Origin of the sequence: Chenggangzhangella methanolivorans (genome assembly GCF_042648545.1) — a bacterium.
GTDB classification, from domain to species: Bacteria; Pseudomonadota; Alphaproteobacteria; order Rhizobiales; family Methylopilaceae; genus Methylopila; species Methylopila methanolivorans.
This window is the reverse complement of the sequence record NZ_JBHRXS010000003.1, coordinates 676,120-696,305: the sequence shown is the minus strand read 5'-3', so window position 1 is coordinate 696,305 and position 20,186 is coordinate 676,120. Positions and strand designations below refer to the sequence as shown.

General features: G+C 68.8%; 22 protein-coding genes. 12 read left to right on the top strand and 10 right to left on the bottom strand.

Going from position 1 to position 20,186, the window contains the following annotated elements; all coding sequences use genetic code 11:
* Positions 1-9 precede the first annotated feature (9 nt).
* From murA to ACFOWB_RS03610, 3 genes are all read right to left on the bottom strand, one after another.
* Entirely contained in the window at positions 10-1,302 is a 1,293-nt protein-coding gene (murA, locus tag ACFOWB_RS03620) for a UDP-N-acetylglucosamine 1-carboxyvinyltransferase (protein ID WP_378145732.1), read from the bottom strand.
* A 103-nt stretch (positions 1,303-1,405) separates the two neighbouring features.
* A complete protein-coding gene (locus ACFOWB_RS03615; protein ID WP_261401281.1) occupies positions 1,406-1,771 on the bottom strand; it encodes a hypothetical protein in 366 nt (121 codons plus the stop codon).
* Between the two features lies 1 nt (position 1,772).
* The gene (locus tag ACFOWB_RS03610; RefSeq protein ID WP_261401282.1) at positions 1,773-2,315 is read right to left on the bottom strand and encodes a type II toxin-antitoxin system antitoxin SocA domain-containing protein; all 543 of its coding nucleotides are present in this window, start codon (positions 2,313-2,315) and stop codon (positions 1,773-1,775) included.
* A 179-nt stretch (positions 2,316-2,494) separates the two neighbouring features.
* On the opposite strand from ACFOWB_RS03610, the gene ACFOWB_RS03605 reads away from it, so the two are divergent.
* The gene (locus ACFOWB_RS03605; protein ID WP_378145729.1) at positions 2,495-2,971 is read left to right on the top strand and encodes a hypothetical protein; all 477 of its coding nucleotides are present in this window, start codon (positions 2,495-2,497) and stop codon (positions 2,969-2,971) included.
* A gap of 69 nt (positions 2,972-3,040) precedes the next feature.
* Here ACFOWB_RS03605 and adh read toward each other — a convergent pair whose 3' ends face one another.
* Positions 3,041-4,561, bottom strand: a complete 1,521-nt coding sequence (gene adh / locus ACFOWB_RS03600; RefSeq protein WP_378145727.1) for an aldehyde dehydrogenase — start codon at positions 4,559-4,561, stop codon at positions 3,041-3,043.
* A 280-nt stretch (positions 4,562-4,841) separates the two neighbouring features.
* Between adh and ACFOWB_RS03595 the strand changes: the two genes are divergently transcribed.
* The 3 genes from ACFOWB_RS03595 (at position 4,842) to ACFOWB_RS03585 (ending at position 7,935) form a co-directional block, all read left to right on the top strand.
* The gene (locus ACFOWB_RS03595) at positions 4,842-6,716 is read left to right on the top strand and encodes a sigma-54-dependent Fis family transcriptional regulator (RefSeq protein WP_378145725.1); all 1,875 of its coding nucleotides are present in this window, start codon (positions 4,842-4,844) and stop codon (positions 6,714-6,716) included.
* Positions 6,717-6,816: 100 nt separating this feature from the next.
* Positions 6,817-7,698, top strand: coding sequence for an aldo/keto reductase (locus ACFOWB_RS03590; RefSeq protein ID WP_261401286.1), 882 nt, complete (start codon positions 6,817-6,819; stop codon positions 7,696-7,698).
* A 6-nt stretch (positions 7,699-7,704) separates the two neighbouring features.
* Entirely contained in the window at positions 7,705-7,935 is a 231-nt protein-coding gene (locus ACFOWB_RS03585) for a hypothetical protein (protein WP_378145723.1), read from the top strand.
* A 27-nt stretch (positions 7,936-7,962) separates the two neighbouring features.
* On the opposite strand, the gene ACFOWB_RS03580 is transcribed toward ACFOWB_RS03585, so the two are convergent.
* Positions 7,963-8,217, bottom strand: coding sequence for a hypothetical protein (locus ACFOWB_RS03580; protein WP_378145721.1), 255 nt, complete (start codon positions 8,215-8,217; stop codon positions 7,963-7,965).
* Here ACFOWB_RS03580 and ku point away from each other — a divergent pair.
* Together ku and ligD are read left to right on the top strand one after the other, a co-directional pair.
* Positions 8,201-9,010, top strand: coding sequence for a non-homologous end joining protein Ku (gene ku, locus ACFOWB_RS03575; RefSeq protein WP_261401288.1), 810 nt, complete (start codon positions 8,201-8,203; stop codon positions 9,008-9,010). The two genes, ACFOWB_RS03580 and ku, sit on opposite strands and share 17 nt — an antisense overlap.
* Positions 9,007-11,460: a DNA ligase D gene (gene ligD, locus ACFOWB_RS03570; protein ID WP_378146076.1), complete on the top strand. Its 2,454-nt coding sequence runs from the start codon at positions 9,007-9,009 to the stop codon at positions 11,458-11,460. The genes ku and ligD overlap by 4 nt, the downstream gene beginning before the upstream one ends.
* Before the next feature lie 190 nt (positions 11,461-11,650).
* Here ligD and ACFOWB_RS03565 read toward each other — a convergent pair whose 3' ends face one another.
* On the bottom strand, positions 11,651-12,973 hold the full coding sequence (locus ACFOWB_RS03565) for a cell wall hydrolase (protein ID WP_378145719.1): 1,323 nt from the start codon (positions 12,971-12,973) through the stop codon (positions 11,651-11,653).
* 230 nt (positions 12,974-13,203) lie between these two features.
* Here ACFOWB_RS03565 and ACFOWB_RS03560 point away from each other — a divergent pair, with 230 nt between their 5' ends.
* The gene (locus tag ACFOWB_RS03560; RefSeq protein WP_261401290.1) at positions 13,204-13,491 is read left to right on the top strand and encodes a DUF2061 domain-containing protein; all 288 of its coding nucleotides are present in this window, start codon (positions 13,204-13,206) and stop codon (positions 13,489-13,491) included.
* On the opposite strand, the gene cutA is transcribed toward ACFOWB_RS03560, so the two are convergent.
* The 4 genes from cutA to ACFOWB_RS03540 form a co-directional block, all read right to left on the bottom strand.
* A complete protein-coding gene (gene cutA / locus ACFOWB_RS03555; protein WP_261401291.1) occupies positions 13,446-13,772 on the bottom strand; it encodes a divalent-cation tolerance protein CutA in 327 nt (108 codons plus the stop codon). The two genes, ACFOWB_RS03560 and cutA, sit on opposite strands and share 46 nt — an antisense overlap.
* Positions 13,773-13,830: 58 nt before the next feature.
* Entirely contained in the window at positions 13,831-14,226 is a 396-nt protein-coding gene (gene copM / locus ACFOWB_RS03550) for a CopM family metallochaperone (RefSeq protein ID WP_261401292.1), read from the bottom strand.
* A gap of 63 nt (positions 14,227-14,289) precedes the next feature.
* A complete protein-coding gene (locus tag ACFOWB_RS03545; RefSeq protein WP_261401293.1) occupies positions 14,290-14,658 on the bottom strand; it encodes a hypothetical protein in 369 nt (122 codons plus the stop codon).
* 59 nt (positions 14,659-14,717) lie between these two features.
* Positions 14,718-15,035: a hypothetical protein gene (locus ACFOWB_RS03540; protein ID WP_261401294.1), complete on the bottom strand. Its 318-nt coding sequence runs from the start codon at positions 15,033-15,035 to the stop codon at positions 14,718-14,720.
* A 225-nt stretch (positions 15,036-15,260) separates the two neighbouring features.
* On the opposite strand from ACFOWB_RS03540, the gene zapE reads away from it, so the two are divergent.
* From zapE to sucD, 5 genes are all read left to right on the top strand, one after another.
* The gene (gene zapE / locus ACFOWB_RS03535; protein WP_261401295.1) at positions 15,261-16,424 is read left to right on the top strand and encodes a cell division protein ZapE; all 1,164 of its coding nucleotides are present in this window, start codon (positions 15,261-15,263) and stop codon (positions 16,422-16,424) included.
* A 152-nt stretch (positions 16,425-16,576) separates the two neighbouring features.
* Complete coding sequence (gene mdh, locus ACFOWB_RS03530; protein ID WP_378145713.1) at positions 16,577-17,542, top strand: malate dehydrogenase; 966 nt, start codon at positions 16,577-16,579, stop codon at positions 17,540-17,542.
* Positions 17,543-17,616: 74 nt separating this feature from the next.
* A complete protein-coding gene (locus ACFOWB_RS03525) occupies positions 17,617-17,925 on the top strand; it encodes a hypothetical protein (protein ID WP_261401296.1) in 309 nt (102 codons plus the stop codon).
* A gap of 81 nt (positions 17,926-18,006) precedes the next feature.
* Positions 18,007-19,203 (top strand): ADP-forming succinate--CoA ligase subunit beta, encoded by a 1,197-nt coding sequence (gene sucC, locus ACFOWB_RS03520; RefSeq protein ID WP_378145711.1) that lies wholly within the window; start codon positions 18,007-18,009, stop codon positions 19,201-19,203.
* Between the two features lie 4 nt (positions 19,204-19,207).
* Complete coding sequence (sucD, locus tag ACFOWB_RS03515; protein ID WP_261401298.1) at positions 19,208-20,092, top strand: succinate--CoA ligase subunit alpha; 885 nt, start codon at positions 19,208-19,210, stop codon at positions 20,090-20,092.
* Positions 20,093-20,186: the final 94 nt, after the last annotated feature.

Sequence of the window (20,186 nt, the reverse complement as noted above, 5' to 3'; positions counted from 1 at the left end):
CGCGCGTCCTCAGCCCGTCAGGCGTTCGATGGTCGCGCCGCAGCGCGAGAGCTTGGCTTCGAGCCGCTCGAAGCCGCGATCGAGGTGATAGACGCGGTTCACGATCGTCTCGCCCTCGGCGACGAGGCCTGCGATCACCAGCGACACCGAGGCGCGCAGGTCCGTCGCCATCACGGGCGCGCCCTTCAGCGTGTCGACGCCCTCGATGGTCGCGGTGCGGCCGTCGATGTGGATCTTCGCGCCGAAGCGCGCGAGCTCCTGAACGTGCATGAAGCGGTTCTCGAAGATCGTCTCGGTGATCTTCGAGGAGCCCTCGGCCCGGCAGGCGAGCGCCATCAGCTGCGCCTGAAGATCGGTCGGGAAGCCCGGGAACGGCTCGGTTGTCACGTTCATCGGCCTGAGGCCCGCGCCGTTGCGGCCCACCCGCACGCCGTCATTGGTGACCTCGACCGTGACCCCGGCCTCCTCAAGCACGTCGAACGCGGAGCCCAGCAGGTCGCGGCGCGCGCCTTCGAGCGTGATGTCGCCGCCGGTCATCGCCACCGCCATGGCGTAGGTGCCGGTCTCGATCCTGTCCGGCAGGACGGAATGGCGCGCGCCCGAGAGCGAGGGGACGCCCTGAATGTGGATCGTGGACGAGCCCGCGCCCTCGATCTTCGCGCCCATCTTGATCAGGCAGTCGGCGAGATCGACGATCTCGGGCTCGCGGGCGGCGTTCTCGATCACGGTCTCGCCCTTGGCGAGGCTCGCGGCCATCAGCGCCACATGGGTCGCGCCGACCGAGACTTTCGGGAAGGTGATGCGTCCGCCCTTGAGCCCGCCCGAAGGGGCCTTCGAGAGCACGTAGCCGGCCTCGATGTCGATCGTGGCCCCGAGCGCCTTCAAGGCGTCGAGGAAGAAGTCGACCGGCCTCGTGCCGATCGCGCAGCCGCCCGGGAGCGACACCTTGGCCTCGCCCATGCGGGCGAGGAGCGGGCCGATGACCCAGAAGCTCGCGCGCATGCGGGAGACGAGATCGTAAGGCGCGGTGGTGTCCACGATCTCGCCGGCCGTGAGGCGCACGCTGTCGCCCTCGAACTCGTCCTGGGACGCGCGTTTGCCCGCGACGGTGACCTCGACCCCGTGATTGCCGAGGATGCGCTTCAGCAGCACCACGTCGGCGAGGCGGGGGAGGTTGTCGAGGGTGAGCGTGTAGGGCGTCAGAAGGCTCGCGATCATCAGCGGCAGCGCGGCGTTCTTCGCGCCGGAGATCGGGATGCGGCCCTCGAGCTTGGCGCCGCCGACGATGCGGATGCGGTCCATCGATGTCCTCAGGGAGTTGCGGGGGGAGCCGCGGGGGGACGCCGCGCGCGAATCTCTGGGGTCTAGCCCGTGCGCCCCGGGGGCGCAACGGCGACGGGCCATGTCACGCGCCGTCGGTCGGAGCCAGCCTGTCCCGGATGAGATCTCTTTGGTTTGCGTTCAGCGTCGGAGCGGCGGCGGCGGACTCGCAGAGCGCATCCGTCTGCCTCGACGTAAGCCTGCCGATAATCTCGACGCTCCGGACCTCGGAGCGCACATGATGCCAAAGTTGCTGCAGCTCCACATAACTGTCGTGGTCTAGGAAGTCGCACTCGTCAGCATAGAGCACGTGATAGGGCGGCCAGTAAGCTTTCGAGTTGATGCGTAGAAACAACTGCGCTTCGGGGCAAACGCAGATATGCCGTTTCACCTTCTCGGGTGTCGTCGAGCGATCCCAGATCCGGACGACGTCGCCGGGCCGAAGCTCCATATCAGAACACAGCGTGCGGCGCGGCTTCAGCTATATAGGCGGCCTTGGCCTCGCGATCTGGATCTGCCTCGTCGAGAAAGTCGCGATAGTCGATCAACCCGCCCTTAGCGTTGCGATATGCGGGGTCAGCGTGGGTCTCTCGGTAGAGATCCCTGAACGACCGCGCTTTCACGTGGTCGACCCCATGACGCAAAGAAACGACGTCGCTTTCCGACAGCGCTGAAAGGTTCGCGCTTCGCTCGGCAAGAACGCATTTATCGTCGTCGAGTCGAATCGGCAGCGGCCCGTGATTACCGAGCGCAAGCAGTTCCATCGGCTCATGCCGGACCAGATTATAAATGACCTGAGGCAAAGGCCCGAACCAAGCCGCCTGATACGCATCGCCCATTATCGGGCGGCCATGCTCCGCCAAGTGGTGCTTGTCAGCGAAATAAGACGCCTTCACCAGATGGTAGATGTCGATCTTCGGCTGATCGGTAGCGATCCAAAGCGCGACCTCAAGCGCCTTGGCGACATTCGGCAGATAGCGTGGGGTCCCGTCCATCTGCGGATAATGTCAGATTACGCTTTTAAAAACAATAGCTTAGTAAGTCGTTGATCTGACTCGCGCTTTGACGCTGCCGCAGCGTCGGCGGGCCGATTTCCATGCAAGCGTTGAGACGCTTGGCGCCGGCTTCCCGGACGATCACCATGGGCGAAACCGTCCCCGAAGGAGACCTGCCCATGCGCATCGCATTCCGCGTCATCGCCTTCGGTCTCGCCGCCGGCGCGCTCTCTGGGACGGCGCAAGCCCAGACGTTGTCGTCGAAGTTCTACCAGGAGAACGTCTTCCGGCAGTGCAGCAGCGGCATCGCCTGCACGGCGACCTATCCCGCGATCCCGGCCGACCGGATCCTCAAGGTGAACTCGGTGTCGTGCCGCGTCTTCGTGACGTCGCGAACCGCGATCTTCTCGCAGGTCGAGTTCGGCTCCGACAAGGGCGACGGGCCGTTCTTTCTCGACGTGATGACGATCTCCTATCCGGAGGACGGCCGCCTGTTCGCCGCAAGCTTCAAGGGGCCGGTCTATCTCTCCCACGGCGCGACGCCGAGGGTCTCGGCCTTCTGGGCGGGGGGAAGCGTCAGCTTCAATTGCAACGTCGCCGGACTGACGGAGAAGAGCGCGCCGCCCTCAGGCGCGGGCGCGGCCGAGGGCGACTGACCCCGGCGCAAAAAAATGGGCGGCCCGAGGGCCGCCCAGTCGGGGATGTGTCCAGTGAGGCTAAGAGGCTCAGAAGAACCCGAGCTTCTTGGCCGAGTAGCTGACCAGCATGTTCTTGGTCTGCTGATAGTGGTCGAGCATCATCTTGTGGGTCTCGCGACCGATGCCCGACTGCTTGTAGCCGCCGAAGGCCGCATGGGCCGGGTAGGCATGGTAGCAGTTGGTCCACACGCGGCCGGCCTGGATGGCGCGGCCGAAGCGGTAGGCGCGGGTGCCGTCGCGGGTCCACACGCCGGCGCCGAGGCCGTAGAGCGTGTCGTTGGCGATCGAGAGCGCCTCGGCGTCGTCCTTGAAGGTCGTGACCGAGAGCACCGGGCCGAAGATCTCCTCCTGGAAGATCCGCATCTTGTTGTGGCCCTTGAAGACGGTCGGCTTGATGTAGTAGCCGCCGGCCAGATCGCCATCGAGCTCGTTCTTCGAGCCGCCGGCGAGCACTTCCGCGCCCTCCTGCTTGCCGATATCGATGTAGCTCAGGATCTTCTCGAGCTGCTCGGAGGACGCCTGCGCGCCCACCATTGTCTGCGGATCGAGCGGCGAGCCGAGCTTGATCGCGTTGACGCGGCCGATCGCCTTCTCGATGAACTTGTCGTAGATCGACTCCTGGATGAGCGCGCGGCTCGGGCAGGTGCAGACTTCGCCCTGGTTGAGCGCGAACATCACGAAGCCCTCGACGGCCTTGTCGAAGAAGTCGTCGTCCTGGGCCACCACGTCCGAGAAGAAGATGTTCGGCGACTTGCCGCCGAGCTCGAGCGTGACCGGGATCAGGTTCTGGGACGCGTACTGCATGATGAGGCGACCGGTGGTCGTCTCGCCCGTGAACGCGATCTTGGCGATGCGGTTCGACGAGGCGAGCGGCTTGCCGGCCTCGAGGCCGAAGCCGTTCACGACGTTGAGCACGCCGGCCGGCAGGATGTCGCCGATCAGCTCCATCAGCACCATGATCGAGGCCGGGGTCTGCTCGGCGGGCTTCAGCACCACGCAGTTGCCGGCGGCGAGCGCAGGCGCGAGCTTCCAGACCGCCATCAGGACGGGGAAGTTCCACGGGATGATCTGGCCGACGACGCCGAGCGGCTCGTGGAAGTGGTAGGCGACCGTGTCTTCGTCGATCTCCGACAGCGCGCCTTCCTGGGCGCGGAGACAGCCGGCGAAGTAGCGCCAGTGGTCGATCGCGAGCGGGATGTCGGCCGCAAGCGTCTCGCGGATCGGCTTGCCGTTGTCCCAGGTCTCGGCGGTCGCGATGAGCTCGAGGTTCTGCTCCATCACGTCCGCGATCTTGAGCAGCAGCGCGGCGCGCTGCGCCGGGGCGGTGGCGCCCCATTTTTCACGGGCGGCGTGCGCGGCGTCGAGCGCGAGGTCGACGTCTTCCTTCTGCGAGCGGGCGATCTCGCACACCTTCTGGCCGGTGATCGGTGAGGTGTTGTCGAAATAGCGGCCGCCGACGGGCGCGACGAACTTGCCGCCGATGAAGTTGTCGTAGCGCTCCTTGAAGGGCGAGCGCGCAAAGGTGGCCATGCGTTCTGGGGCGTTCATGCGAAGTCCTCCCAATGACGTCCCGGTGATTTCAGGCCCGGGCTCATTCTCCTGGCCGCGCTGTCGCAGCCTTCGTGCCAAAGGCTCGAAGATGACTGCGCGGGCTATGCTGCAGCGCGGCAAGTCGTTGCCTGCGCTGGAATGGGGCAGCAGCCTAATCAAGGCTCCAAACTGCGCCAGTGGACTCTTGGGCGATCCTGGTGAAAGGATGTCGCCGAGAGACACGAAGCGCGCTGCGACACCTGTCGCAAGTTGCGACGCCTCCGGGATTGGGACGCAGATGGAGCCGGCCGAACGCGCCGAACTCGCCGAAGCCCGCCGCGATTTCTTCGACCGCGGCGCGCAACCGCACGGGCTGTCGCCCGCGATCTTCCGCTCGTGGCTGCGCTGCGCCGAGCGCGGCTTCGACTCCCACAAGGAGCCGCGCGCGGAGCCGGTCGGCCGCGGCGCGCTGCGCGAGCTTCACGAGCGCAACGACGAGCTGATCCGCCTGTCGCGTCCGGAGCTCGAGGCGCTCGCGGCGGAAGCGCGCGACACCGCGAGCCTCGCGATCCTGACCGACGCCTCCGGCCTCGTGCTCGACGCTTTCGGCGACCGCGACTTCGCCGGCAAGGCCGCGGGCGTCTCGCTGCAGCAGGGCGTGCCCTGGGCGGAAGCCGCCGCCGGCACCAACGCGATCGGCGCGGCGCTCGTCGAGCGGCGGCCGATCGAGGTGCGCGGTTCGGAGCACTTCTTCGACAGCCACCGCATCCTCACCTGCGCGGCCGCGCCGATCTTCGATCCGCGCGGCTCGATGATCGGGGCGCTCGACATTTCGGGACACGCCTCGATCCCGCAGCTTCATGCGCTGTCGCTGATCCGGCTCGGCGTCGACCAGATCGAGCACCGCATGTTCGCCGAGGGCTTCGAGGGCCGCGACGTGGTGCGGCTGCATTCCGATCCGGCGCTGCTCGGCGCGGCGCAGGAGGGCGTGCTGGTGTTCGAGGGCGCGAGGCTCGTCGCCGCCAACCGACATGCGCTGAAGCTGCTGGAGCTCGACTGGAACGCGCTCGGCGCGCGCTCCTTCGGCGACCTGTTCGACGGCGGGAAGCTCTCGCCCTCCGAAACCGCGCGGCTGCGCACGCGGTCGGGAAGCGTGCTGCATGCGCGCCTCGCCCGCAACGAGCCGCGACCTGTCCCGGTTCGCGCGCCGGCGCTCGCCGAAACCCCGACCGCGGGTCCCGCGGTCCGCCCGGCCTCCGACGAGCCGGTGTTCGACGCCGTGACCAAGGAGTCGCTGAAGCGCGCCGTGCGGCTGCTCGACGGCGACGTGCCGATCCTGATCCAGGGCGAGACCGGCTCGGGCAAGGAGATGTTCGCCCGGGCGCTTCACGCGCAGAGCTCACGCGCCCAGAAGCCGTTCGTGGCGGTGAACTGCGCGGCGCTGCCCGAGGGACTGATCGAGGCCGAGCTGTTCGGCTACGAGCACGGCGCTTTTACAGGCGCACGGCGCTCCGGTTCGAAAGGCGTGCTGCGCGAGGCCGACGGCGGGGTGCTGTTCCTCGACGAGATCGGCGACATGCCGATCGGCCTGCAGGCGCGGCTGCTGCGCGTGGTGCAGGACCGGGCGGTCACGCCGCTCGGCGGCGGCAAGCCCACCGCGATCGACATCCGCCTCGTCTGCGCCACCCACCGAGACCTGACCGCGCTCGCGGCCTGCGAGACGTTCCGCGCCGACCTCTATTTCCGCCTCGCCCAGTTCACCTTCGCGCTGCCGCCCTTTCGCGAGCTCGCCGACCGGCCGGGGGTCGTGCGGGCGATCTGGGAGCGGCTGCCGCGCGAGGGCCGCACGCTCGAGCCCGCGACGCTCGCAGCCCTCGTCGCGCATGACTGGCCGGGCAACCACCGCGAACTCGCCGGCGTGCTGAAGGCGCTGGTCGCGCTGTCGGACCCCGGCGAAGCCATCGGCCCAGAGCTCCTGCCGGCGAGCGTCGGCCTGCCGCCGCGCGCGGTCGCCGCGCCCTTGTCCGCGCCGGAAGGCGAGCTCGGCGCCATGGCCCGAGGCGCGATGCTGGCCGCTATCGACGACTGCGGCGGCAACGTCGCGGCGGCGGCGCGGCGGCTCGGCGTCAGCCGCTCGACGCTCTACCGCCGCGCGCTCGGACGGCGGGGCTGAGCGCCTCTTCGCAGGGCGCTTGACGGCCGCTCCGCGGATCGGCGATGGAGCTTGGAACGGCGCGGATACAGCGGCGTTTCAGGGCGGGAGACAGAAGACGATGAGCGAAGCGAACGCTGCGGCGTCCGGTCAGTTCTCGATCGGCAAGCGCGCGATCAACCGTCTCGGCTACGGCGCGATGCGCATCACCGGCGAGGGGATCTGGGGCCGGCCCAAGGATCCGAAGGCCGCGGCCGCGACGCTGAAGCGGCTGCCGGAGCTAGGCGTCAACTTCATCGACACCGCCGACTCCTACGGCCCCTTCGTCAGCGAGACGATGATCCGCGAGGCGCTCAAGCCCTATCCCAAGGACATGCTGGTCGCGACCAAGGGCGGCCTCGTGCGCCACGGCCCGAACGTCTGGCTGCCGCTCGGCCGTCCCGAATATCTGCGCCAGTGCGTGCTGATGAGCATGCGCCGGCTCGGCGTGAAGAAGATCGGCCTCTGGCAGCTTCACCGCATCGACCCGCGGGTGCCGCGCAAGGAGCAGTTCGAGGCGATCCGCGACATGCAGAGCGAGGGGCTGATCCAGCATGTCGGGCTGAGCGAGGTCTCGGTCGCCGACATCTCGCTCGCGCAGAAGTACTTCAAGGTCGCGACGGTGCAGAACCGCTACAACCTCGTGGACCGCACCAGCGAGGACGTGCTCGACTTCTGCGCGGCGCGCGGCATCGGCTTCATCCCGTGGTTCCCGCTCGCGGCCGGCGCGCTCGCCAAGGACGGCTCGGTGCTGAGCGAGATCGCGAAGAAGATCGGCGCGACGCCGGGCCAGGTCGCGCTCGCCTGGGTGCTGAAGCGCAGCCCCGTGATGCTGCCGATCCCCGGCACGTCCAGCGTCGCCCATCTCAAGGAGAACGTCGCGGCCGCCGGCATCGAGCTCTCCGACGAGGACTTCGCGGCCCTCGACGCGCAGGGCAAGGCCGAGTTCAAGAAGGCGGCCTGACCCGGCATGGCCGAGCCAGCGGCCATGGACATCGGGGCGCTGATCCGGCGCCCCTTGTGCGTCCAGTGCCGCCGCTGCGGCCGCAAGTCCGTGTTCGGCTCGACGAGCGCGGAGGCGAGGCTGTCCGACGACGACGTCTCCACGCGGCTCGTCTGCAGCTCCTGCGGCGGGCGCGGCGTCAAGGCCATGCGGCTCTGCGACGACCGCGAGGCGAGACGCTGGCTGGCGGACCGCTGAGTCGAAGTCGCGGAAACGACTCGGAACTCAAGGGGCGGGCGCGATGTTTCTGTCGTGTCTCAACCAATGCGAGTCCGGCGTCATGGCGAGAAAAGCGGTCGCGAAGAGCGCCAACACATCTTCCGCCAAGCGGTCGTCGAAAGGCGGGACGAAATCGTCTTCCCGCTCGACGGGCGGATCGTCTTCGAAATCGTCCGCCGCCGGGCACGAGAGCTCCGGCTCGTCGCGCCGCCCGGTCTGGACCGGGCAACTGCGCCTCGCGCTCGTGTCGGTGCCCGTCAAGCTCTATCCGGCGACGAAGTCGGGCGCGCGGCTCTCGTTTCACCAGGTGCACGAGCCGACCGGCAAGCGCATCCGCTACGAGAAGGTCGTGCCGGGCGTCGGACCGGTCGAGGCGCACGACATCGTCAAAGGCTACGAGATTTCGTCCGGCCGCTACGTGCTGCTGGAGGACGAGGAGCTCGACGCCCTCAAGATCGAGGCGAAGAAGACGCTCGACCTGATCCAGTTCGTCGATCACCACGAAATCGATCCGATCTGGTTCGACCGGCCCTATTACGCCGCGGCCGACGGCGACCTCGCGGAGGAGGCCTACGCAGTTCTGCGCGACGCTCTGCGCGCGACCAAGAAGGTCGGCCTTGGCCAGTTCGTGATGCGGGGCCGCGAATATGTCGGCGCGCTGAAGCCTTGCGGCGACGGGCTGCTGCTGGAGACGCTGCGCTTCGCCGACGAGGTGCGCGAAGCCGCGCCGCTGTTCGCCGACGTCGCCGACGAGGAGCCGGACGAGGAGCTTCTCGACCTCGCTAAGGAGCTGATCGGCCGCAAGGCCAAGCCGTTCAAGCCCGAGGCGTTCTCCGACAGCTACACCGACGCCGTGAAGGCGCTGATCGACGCCAAGCGGAAGAAGAAGCCGCCGGTCGACATCGAGGAGGACGAGCTCGACGACGGCCGCGGCGCGAAGGTCATCGACCTCGTCGAGGCCCTGAAGCGCAGCGTGCGCGGCGGCGACGAGCCGAAGGGCGGCCCAGCGAAGACGGCTTCAGGTTCCAAGACGTCGAAACGCAAGGCGGGCTGATGGCGCGCGCCTCCGCGCTCGACTCGTACCGAGCCAAGCGCCGCTTCGACGCGACGCCGGAGCCGAGCGGCGACGCCGAGACCGAGGCGGGATGGCGCTACGCCATCCAGAAGCACGACGCCACGCGTCTCCATTACGATCTTCGGCTCGAGCTTGACGGGGTGCTGCTGAGCTGGGCCGTGACGCGCGGCCCGAGCCGCGACACGTCCGAAAAGCGCCTCGCGGTGCGCACCGAGGATCACCCGGTCGACTACGCGACGTTCGAGGGCGTCATTCCGGAAGGGTACGGCGCCGGGACGGTGATGCTCTGGGACCATGGCTCGTGGGAGCCGGTGGGCGATCCGCGCCAGGGGCTGAAGGACGGCAAGCTCGCTTTCCATATCCACGGCGAGCGGTTGGTCGGTCGTTGGGCGCTCGTGCGGATGAAGCCCAGAAAGGACGAGAGCCGCGAGAACTGGCTTCTGATCAAGGAGAAGGACGAGCACGTCTCCCGCCGCGGCGACGTGTTGAAGACGCATGTGAAAAGCGTCGCGAGCGGCCGCACGATGAACCAGATCGCCAAGGGCGCGGCGCCCGCGGAGCGCTCCGCGCGGAAGTCAGGCGCGCCGGGTTTCGTCGAGCCGATGCTGGCGACGCTGGTCGAGACGACGCCGGACGGCGACGACTGGCTGTTCGAGGTGAAGTTCGACGGCTACCGCGCGCAAGTCGCCGCCGCGGGCGACGAGGTCGCGATCTACACCCGCAGCGGTCTCGACTGGACCTCCCGCTTTCCCGCGATCGCCGAGGCGGCCAGGAAGCTCAAGCTCGACGGCTGCCTGATCGACGGCGAGATCGTCGCGCTCGACGAGAACGGCGTCAGCGACTTCGGGGCGCTCCAAGGCGCGCTCGAAGACGGCCGCTCGCGGTCCCTGAGCCTCTTCGCCTTCGACCTGCTGTTCGACGGCGGCGAGGACATCCGCCGGTTGCCGCTGACCGAGCGCAAGGCGCGGCTGAAGCAGCGGCTGCGCTTCTCGAAGGGCCCTGTCCATTACGCCGACGACTTCGAGGACGGCGCAGGCGGCCTCGAGGCGCTGTCAAAAGCCGGCTACGAGGGCGTGGTGGCCAAGCGCCGGTCCGGGACGTACCGGTCGGGCCGGGGCAAGGGCTGGCTGAAGATCAAGGCCGGCCATCGCCAGGAGTTCGCGATCCTCGGGGTGTCTCCGTCGGAAAAGGACCGGCCCTTCGCCTCGCTGCTGGTCGGGCTGACGGAGGGACGACGCCTCGTCTACGCCGGCCGGGTCGGCTCGGGGTTCTCCGACGCCGATTTCGAACGGTTGACGAAGGCTTTTTCGCCGCGTTGGCGCGAGGCTCCCCCGATCAAGCCGCCGCCTGGCGCGATCGGCCGTAACGCGCGCTGGCTCGAGCCCGATCTCGTCGCCGAAGTCGCCTTCGCGGGCTTCACCCGCGACGGACAGGTGCGCCACGGGCGTTTCCTCGGACTTCGGGAGGACAAGCCGGCGCGCGCGGCGAAAAGGGAGCGGGCCGCGGCCGCCAAGGCCGCTTCGGGGTCGTCGAAGCGCAGCGAGGCGGCGCCTGCCCCGCATGTGCGCCTCACCCATCCCGAACGGGAGCTCTATCCGGGCGTCACGAAGGCGGACGTCGCGGCCTATCTGGAGACGGTCGCGCCCAGGATGCTGCCCTTCGCGGAGGGCAGGGCGCTCAGCCTGGTGCGCTGTCCGGAAGGGATCGCGGGCGAGCGCTTCTTCCAGAAGCACTCGCATTCGGGGCTCCCGGAAGCCGTCGGCCGCCGAATGATCGAGGACGGCAAGGGCGAGCCCTTCGAGGCGCTCTTCGTCGCCGACGCCGAGGGGCTGGCGTCGACCGCTCAGGTCTCCGCGCTCGAAATCCACATCAACGGCGCGCGGCTTGATCGTCCCGACAAGCCCGACCGTGTGGTGTTCGACCTCGATCCGGACGAGACGGTCGGCTTTGCGGAGGTGAAGGAGGCGGCGTTCGAGCTGCGGGAGGCGCTTCTCGCGCTGGAGCTGGAAAGCTTCGCGCTGCTCACCGGCGGCAAGGGCGTGCACGTCGTCGCGCCGCTCGCCCGCAAGCGCGGCTGGGACGAGGTCTCGGCCTTCGCCAAGGCGCTCGCCGAACGCTTCGCGGAGGCCGAGCCGAAGCGCTTCGTCGCGACGATGACCAAGGCCAAGCGCCGCGGGAAGATCTTCATCGACCACTTTCGCAACGGCCGAGCCGCGAGCGCGATCGCGCCCTACAGCCTGAGGGCGCGCGACGGCGCGCCGGTCGCCTGTCCGGTCACGTGGGAGGAGCTGCGGCGCCTCGACCGCGCCGACGCCTTCCAGATCACGGACGCGGAAAGGATCGCGGCCGCCGACCCGTGGAAGGGCTATGCGACCGCCGCCAAGCAGTCGATCTCGGCGCGGGCGCTGAAGGCGCTCGTGGGCGACTGAGCGTCTCGTCCAACGATGGCGACTGCTGAACCAACTGCGTGCTTCGAGACGCCGTCCTGACGGACGGCTCCTCAGCATGAGGAAGGGTGAGGCTGCAAAGACGATCCTCATGCTGAGGAGCCCGCTCTTCGCGGGCGTCTCGAAGCACGCAGTTCGGTTCAGCCAGCTGAAGCCCTGTCGAGGTCCGACCTCACCGATAGCCGTAGCGGTCCTGCTCCAGCGTCGCCCCGCCATAGGAGCGTTGGGCGGAGCGGGCCGGAGCGCGGCGGACCGGCGGGGCCGACATCGCCTCCTCGCCGACGCGCGACAGCGGTTGGTAGCCGTCCATCTCGCCTTGCGAGCCGCCCTGCGGCGCGGGCGCTGCGTCATAACCCTCGCCCATGCGCACGGGCTGCGGGCCGGCGTGCCAGCCCATGGCCGCGGGATCGGCCGCGACCGGCTGCTGGCGGGCCGAGACCTGACGGCGGGCGGGCGCCGGGCGCGGCTCGTAAGCCTCGGCCTGCGGCGCGGGCGCGCCATAGCCGTAGTCGTCGCGCGAGGCGACGCGGGTCTGGCGGCGCGGGGCCGGGTCGGGGCGCGTCTCGATGACGGGCAGCGGCGCGCTCTCGACGCCCGAGTCGCGGCGCTCGCGCCAGTCGACGTCGGAGGCGGGCTGGCGGCCGGCGTCCTCGGCGAGCTCCTGGTCGCGCCAGCGATCTTCCTCGCGCAGGCCGTTGTCTTCCTGGATCTGCGCGCGGGCGACCGGGCGCGCCGGGATCGGGCGCTCGAGGGCCGCGACCTGCGTTTCGCGGACGCGGGCCGAGCGCTGCCCCGGAAGCGGCTCATAGGTCGGCACGCCGCCATAAGCTCCGCCCTCGGCGCGGGCCGGACGGGCGTCGGCGACCTGGACCTCGGCCCTGCGCGGCGCGGCCGCGACCGTGCGCACCTCGGGCTGCGGCTCGTCGTGGATGATGTCGACCTTGGCCACCATCACGCCGTCGACGCGTTCGTCGGGCGCGGGCGGCGGGCCCCAGCGGCCTTCGCCGCCGTACCAGGTCTTCGGCGGCTTGGTCTTGTCGTAGAAGGCGTTGCCGCCCGCGACCAGCACGTAACGCATGTTGTTGTAGGGGAACTTGTAACCGGCCGTGTGGAAGAACTGCGCGTTCTGGACGCCCGGATGGCGCTTGCCCGCGAGCACGACGTCGGCCATGCGGCGGGCGCGCGGCGCGCCCTTGTCGAGCATCGGCCGGGTCAGCACTCCAGGGGCGAACTGGCGCGGCGCGCCCACGACCTCGCACACCGTCGCGCCGTATTTGCCGGACTTGTGGCGGTTCATCACGACCGTGCCGACCGCCAGCATGCCGGCGTCGCTTGAGCGGTTCGATTCGAAATACATCGCGCGGGCGAGGCATTCGCGCTCGCTCAGCCGCACCTTGGTGACCGTCACCTTCTGGGCGCAGCCCGCAAGGCCGATCGAGGCGATCGCCATCACGGCGAGGGCGCGGAGCGAAGCCGCCGACGGTCGTCCTGACAAGGCGAAACTCCACTCGATACGCAACATGAGCGGCGGGGCGCTTGCGTCTTTTCCGCAACAGCAGAACCGGAAACAACGCGAGAGCCTCGGGCGGTCTCAAGAAAACGCGAAGAGTCTGAGCAAAGCTTTAATCCGCGGCGCAAACCAGCGGCCTCTGACGCGCCGGGTGGACATGGCGGCCATGTCCGGGCCATAGGCCGACGCGTCTCCGCGACCGGGAGTTTTCCGACGTGACAGAACTCATCACCACGGCGAGCGCGTCACCGGCGCGTTCGCTCGCCAAGACGATCAGCTGGCGCGTGCTCGGCTCGCTCGACACGCTGCTGCTCGGCTACATCTTCACCGGGTCGCTCAAGGCCGCCGGCTCGATCGCCTCGGCCGAGGTCGTGACCAAGATCATCCTCTATTATTTCCACGAGCGCGGCTGGGCCCACATCGCCTGGGGAACCCGCGTGCCGAAGCCGCTCAGCGCTCACCCCGAGCCCGCGCCGGTCTCCTCGGACAGCCAGGCCAGATAAGCCTCCGATCCGTCCACGATCGGGTGGACCACGATCTCGGGCAGCTCGTAGGGGTGGAGCTCGAGGATCAGCGCCTCGAGGCCGTCGCGCCGGGCCGCCGTGGTCTTGATCTCGAGCACGGTCTCCTCCGCGGTCTCGATCGCGCCCTTCCACCGATAGAGGCTTGTCGCCGGATAGATCCGGGCGCAGGCGCCGAGCCGCCGCTCCACCGCGGCGCGCGCGATGCGTTCGGCCGCCGCGCGATCGTCCGTCGTGGTCGTCACCGTGCAGAACTCGGCCATCGGATCCTCTTTAGGAACGCGGAGCCTGCGGCAAGCGTCCGCCGCAGGCTCCGCAGGCTCATTTCGCCGTGGGGGCCCCGCCATGGGCCTCGAGCATACGCCGCATGTCGGCGATCTCGCGCTCCTGCGCGGCGACGATCTCCTGCGCCAGTTTCCGGACCGCCGGATCCTTGCCGTAGCGCAGGACGACCCGGGCCATGTCGATCGCGCCCTGGTGGTGCGGGATCATGCCGGCGAGAAAGTCCCGGTCGGCGTCTCCGGTGTAGGTCTGGCGCATCGAGCCGTGCATGGCGGAGGCCGCCTCCTCGAAGGCCTTGGTCGAAGGCGAGGCGTCGGCCCCGCCATGGGCCGAGTGATCCATCGCTCCGTGGTCGTGGCCGGCCTGCTGGGCGGAGGCCGCGCTTGCGAGCGCGAGAAGGCATGCGGCCGCAAGGCCGCGCGTGACGTGACGCATTCGGGTGTTCCGTTTGAAAATCAAAGATCGAGTGGGCGAGGCGGCGCCGGTCGGCGCCTGGCGTCACGCGGTCTTTGGCGGCGGCGCTGAGGGGCCGTGAAAGACGCCTTCTGCGGTCAGGGCCGACCTCGCCTCGGTCGAAAGCCCCGTGATCTCCGGAGCCGCCATGGTCTCGGTCGCGGCCGAGAGGCCAAGCGACATGACGCAGGCCGCGGTCGCCGGGGGGTGGACGGCGTCGCCCGCCGGAGGCTGAGCGGCGTCGCCATGCATGGCGTGCGCGTCGCGTCCGGAGTCGGCCTCCTCGCGCCCGTATTCATGACCTTGGTGAGTCGCAGCGGGGTCGGCGGCGGCCGGCGAGGCGTGCGCGCAGCAGTTCGGCTGGACCGCGAACACGGCCAGGAATGCGAGCAGCGTGAGCGCGCGAAGGATCATCGGGACAGCATCGCCCGTCGCCTTGCCGCCCGCAACGCGTCTGCGGCGAACCCTTGGCGTCAGCGATAGGACTTGATGTTGCCGAAGCCGCCGGTGGAGAAGTCGTAGACCGACTGCTGGACCTCTTCCTGGCTCTGATAGACCGGCCCGTTGTAGCTGCGCTTGGCGAAGGGCTCGGAGCCATAGGCCTCCGCGCGGGCGCGCTTCCGGACGCGGATGTCGACATGGTCGCGGCGATGGCGCGGATAGGCTTGCGGGTCGTAGTAGCCGCGGCCTTCCCAGCGGTCCTGCCAATAGGTCGACTCGGCCTTCGCCTGCGGGGCCGACGCCCATAGACCTGCGGCGGCGAGCGCAAGGCTCGCAATGAGGATCTTCATCGGCTTCGATCTCCGCTGTTCGACGCCGGGAAACGCGCCGTCCCCGCCCGCCGTTCCCGCGCCGGGCTTGCGATGACGCAGCCGTGACGCGCGCTCCGCGCATGGCCGCCCGTCTTTGACGCGCCGCGGGAGGCTCTGCTAAGCGCATTCGCGGCGCAGCGGAAAGCCCTTTTCCGCATCAGGCGCCGGCCCGCTCCTCCCCCGCGGGATCCCTAGCGAGCGCCGATGACAGACGCCACGCTCAAGCGCTACGAGGCGCTCGTCCGCTCGGGCGCGCTCGATCCCGATCCCGGTCAGGCGAGGCTCGCCGCCCGCCTCGACGCCCTCGAGAAGACCCTGCGCGAGCGCGTCGGCGACCGCCGCGGTCCGCTCGGCTGGCTGTTCGGCCGGTCCAACGCGCCCGCGCCGAAGGGCCTCTACGTCTGGGGCGAGGTCGGGCGCGGCAAGACGCGGCTGATGGACCTGTTCTTCGCAAGCGCCCCGGTCGAGGCCAAGCGCCGCGCGCATTTCCACGACTTCATGCAGGACGTCCACGCCCGCATCCATGCGGCGCGGCAGGAGGCGAAGTCCGGCAAGGGCTCGGGCGACGTCATCCCGGGCGTCGGCGACGCCATCGCCAAACAGGCCTCGCTGCTCTGCTTCGACGAGTTCCACGTCACCGACATCGCCGACGCCATGATCCTCGGCCGTCTGTTCGAGCGTCTGTTCGAGCGCGACGTGGTGGTGGTGGCGACCTCGAACGTGCCGCCCGAAAACCTCTACAAGGACGGCCTCAACCGCTCGCTGTTCCTGCCCTTCATCAAGATGCTGGAGCAGCGCCTCGACGTGTTCCGGCTCGACGCGCGCACGGATTTCCGGCGCGAGAAGCTCGGCGACCGAAAGGTCTGGCTGACGCCGCCGGACGCCGCGGCCGAGACCGCGCTCGGCGAGATCTTCCTCGCGCTCGCAGGCGAAAAGGGCTCGCCCGAGACGATCGAGGTCGCAGGCCGCAAGATCGCGATTCCGCTCGCCGCCAACGGCGTCGCGCGGGCGAGCTTCGACGATCTTTGCGCGAAGCCGCTGGGGCCCGGCGACTTCCTCGCCATCGCGCGGCGCTACCACACGCTGGTGCTCGACCGCGTGCCGAAGCTCGACGAGACCCGCCGCAACGAGGCTCGCCGCTTCATGACGCTGATCGACGCGCTCTACGAGCGCAACGTCAAGCTCGCGGCATCCGCAGAGACCGGGCGGGACGGCATCTGGACGGGGTCTGAAGGCTACGAGGCCTTCGGCTTCGTGCGCACCGCCTCGCGGCTGGCCGAAATGGGCTCCGACGAGTGGCTGTCGCGCCCCCACGGCCAGGGCTCGAGCGCCGCGAGCGGCCAAACCACGGGACTGGTCGAGACCTGAGATCAACCCATTTGTGCGGCGCAACGGACCGAAACCGCGATTCGCGGCCTCCATGTCTTGAACGGCGTCTTCGATCGGGCTAGTCGAAACGCCTCTCGTCCCGGGCCGCGACAAGGCCCCGCTCAGCCTTAGAATTTGAAGGAAGAGGACCAATGGCGCGCAGCAAGATCGGACTCGTGGGCGCTGGCCAGATCGGCGGCACGCTCGCCCATCTCGTCGGCCTGAAGGAGCTCGGCGACGTGGTGATGTTCGACATCGTCGACGGCGTGCCGCAGGGCAAGTCGCTCGACCTCGCCGAGTCCTCGCCGGTCGACGGCTTCGACGCCAAGCTCAAGGGCACCTCGTCCTACGAGGATCTTTCCGGCGCCGACGTGGTGATCGTCACCGCCGGCGTGCCGCGCAAGCCCGGCATGAGCCGCGACGACCTCATCGGCACGAACCTGAAGGTGATGGAGCAGGTCGGCGCCGGCATCGCGAAATACGCCCCGGACGCCTTCGTGATCTGCATCACCAACCCGCTCGACGCCATGGTGTGGGCGCTGCAGCAGGCCTCGGGCCTGCCGGCCGAGAAGGTCGTGGGCATGGCGGGCGTGCTGGACTCGTCGCGCTTCCGCTACTTCCTGGCCGAAGAGTTCGGCGTCTCGGTCGAGGACGTCACCGCCTTCGTGCTGGGCGGCCACGGCGACACCATGGTGCCGCTCACCCGCTACTCCACCGTCGCCGGCATCCCGCTGCCGGATCTCGTGAAGATGGGTTGGACCACCCAGGAGAAGCTCGACAAGATCGTCCAGCGCACCCGCGACGGCGGCGCCGAGATCGTGGCGCTGCTCAAGACCGGTTCGGCGTTCTATGCGCCTGCGGCCTCGGCGATCGCGATGGCCGAGAGCTACCTCAAGGACAAGAAGCGCGTGCTGCCCTGCGCCGCGCATCTCACCGGCCAGTACGGTCAGAGCGACATTTATGTCGGCGTGCCGGTGGTCATCGGCGCCGGCGGCGTCGAGAAGATCGTCGAGATCGAATTGAACGGCGCGGAGAAGGCCGAGTTCGAAAAGTCGGTCGGCGCCGTGAAGGGCCTGATCGAGGTCTGCAAGTCGATCGCCCCGAACCTCGGCAAGTAAAAACGCGCGAAGGCTGCGGCGCGTCTCCGAATGGGCGCGCGCCGCGCCTCCTCTCTCGATCCACGGGAGGCGTCGTGGCGATCGGCGACCTGCTCGACGTCCTGAACGGCCTCGCGCACTGGCCCGAGGCGCCGCGCGGCGACAACGGTCCCGCGCGGCGCGCGGTCGACTGGATCGCGCTCGGCTCAGGCGCGCTCGCGACAACGTGCGCGGGCGCGGCGCTTCTGATCGGAGCCTTCGGGGCCGCTTCTCCGGCCGCCTATGGCGAGTTCGCCGCCTCGACGTTCATGCTGCTCGTCGTGGCCGGATTGGGCCTTCCGGTCTTCTACTTCGTCGCAAGTCTCATTGCGGTCGGCGTTGACCGGCTCTTCGCCGGACGCTAGGGCCCCGTTCGACCAAAGTTCTTCATCCATCACGTCCGCGGCCGGCCGCCGGTGTTTCGGGACGCCCATGAGGGAAGCGAGATGAACATTCACGAATACCAGGCGAAGGCCCTCTTGGGTAAATTCGGCGCGCCGGTGCCTGTCGGCTTCCCGATCCTCTCGGCCGCCGACGCCGATCAGGCGCTCGCCGGCCTCCCCGGCCCGGTCTGGGTGGTGAAGTCCCAGATCCATGCGGGCGGCCGCGGCAAGGGCAAGTTCAAGGAAGCCGACGCCGGCGAGAAGGGCGGCGTGCGCCTCGCGAAGTCGCGCGAGGAGGCCAAGGAATTCATTGGCCAGATGTTCGGCAAGACGCTGGTGACCGTGCAGACCGGCGCCGCCGGCAAGCAGGTCAACCGCCTCTACGTCGAGGAAGGCTCCGACATCGCCAAGGAGTTCTATCTCTCGGCGCTGGTCGACCGCGAGAGCGGCCATGTGGCCTTCGTGGTCTCGACCGAAGGCGGCATGAACATCGAGGACGTGGCGCACGACACGCCCGAGAAGATCCACACTTTCACCGTCGACCCCGCCACCGGCGTCATGCCGCATCACGGGCGTTCGATCGCGCAGGCGCTCGAGCTCAAGGGCGACCTCGCCAAGCAGGCCGCCAAGCTCGTCGACCAGCTCTACGCGGCCTTTGTCGGCCTCGACATGTCGATGCTCGAGATCAACCCGCTGATCGTCACCAAGGACGACAAGATCCGGGTGCTGGACGCCAAGGTCTCGTTCGACTCCAACGCCCTCTATCGCCACCCCGAACTCGCCGAGCTCCGCGACCTCACCGAAGAGGACGAGAAGGAGATCGAGGCGTCCAAGTATGACCTCGCCTACATCGCGCTCGACGGCACGATCGGCTGCATGGTGAACGGCGCGGGCCTCGCGATGGCGACCCTCGACATCATCAAGCTCTACGGCGAAGAGCCGGCGAACTTCCTCGACGTCGGCGGCGGCGCTTCGGAAGAGAAGGTCACGGCGGCGTTCAAGATCATCACCGCCGACCCGCAGGTGAAGGGCATTCTGGTCAACATCTTCGGCGGCATCATGAAGTGCGACGTGATCGCCAATGGCGTGATCGCGGCCGTGAAGGCGGTCGGCCTCTCTGTGCCGCTGGTGGTGCGGCTTGAGGGCACCAACGTCGAAGAAGGCAAGAAGATCATCGCCGAGAGCGGCCTGAACGTGCTGCCGGCCGACGACCTCGACGACGCTGCCCAGAAAATCGTCGCGGCCGTGAAGGGGAACTGAGCCGATGTCCATCCTGATCGACGCGAACACCAAGGTCATTTGCCAGGGCTTCACCGGCAAGAACGGCACCTTCCATTCGACCCAGGCGGTGGCTTACGGCACCAAGATGGTCGGCGGCGTGGCCCCGGGCAAAGGCGGCCAGACCCATCTCGACCTGCCGGTGTTCGACACCGTGGCTGAAGCCCGCGAGGCCACCGGCGCCGACGCCTCCGTGGTCTACGTTCCGCCGCCAGGCGCGGCCGACGCGATCTGCGAGGCGATCGCGGCCGAGATCCCGCTGATCGTCTGCATCACCGAGGGCGTTCCGGTCCTCGACATGGTGCGGGTGAAGCGCGCTCTCGAAGGCTCGAAGTCGCGCCTCATCGGCCCGAACTGCCCGGGCGTCGTCACCGCCGGCGAGTGCAAGATCGGCATCATGCCGGGCAACATCTTCAGCCGAGGCAATGTCGGCGTCGTCTCGCGCTCCGGCACGCTGACCTATGAGGCGGTGTTCCAGACCACGCAGGAGGGCCTTGGCCAGACCACCGCGGTCGGCATCGGCGGCGACCCGGTCAAGGGCACCGAGTTCATCTCGATGCTCGAGCTGTTCCTCGCCGACGAGCGCACCGAGTCGATCGTGATGATCGGCGAGATCGGCGGCTCGGCCGAGGAGGACGCGGCGCAGTTCCTCGCCGACGAGGCCAAGCGCGGCCGCAAGAAGCCGACGGTCGGCTTCATCGCGGGCCGCACGGCCCCTCCCGGACGCCGCATGGGCCATGCCGGCGCGATCATCTCGGGCGGCAAGGGCGGCGCCGAGGACAAGATCGAAGCCATGGAGAAGGCCGGCATCCGCGTCTCGCCTTCGCCCGCGCGCCTCGGCAAGACGCTCGTGGAATTGCTGAAGGGCTGAGGCTCTTCTCAGCGTCGGTGCTTGAAGGGGATCGGCCGCGAGGCCGGTCCCCTTTTGCGTTCGAATCGACTAAATTCAGCCGAATTGACGCAGG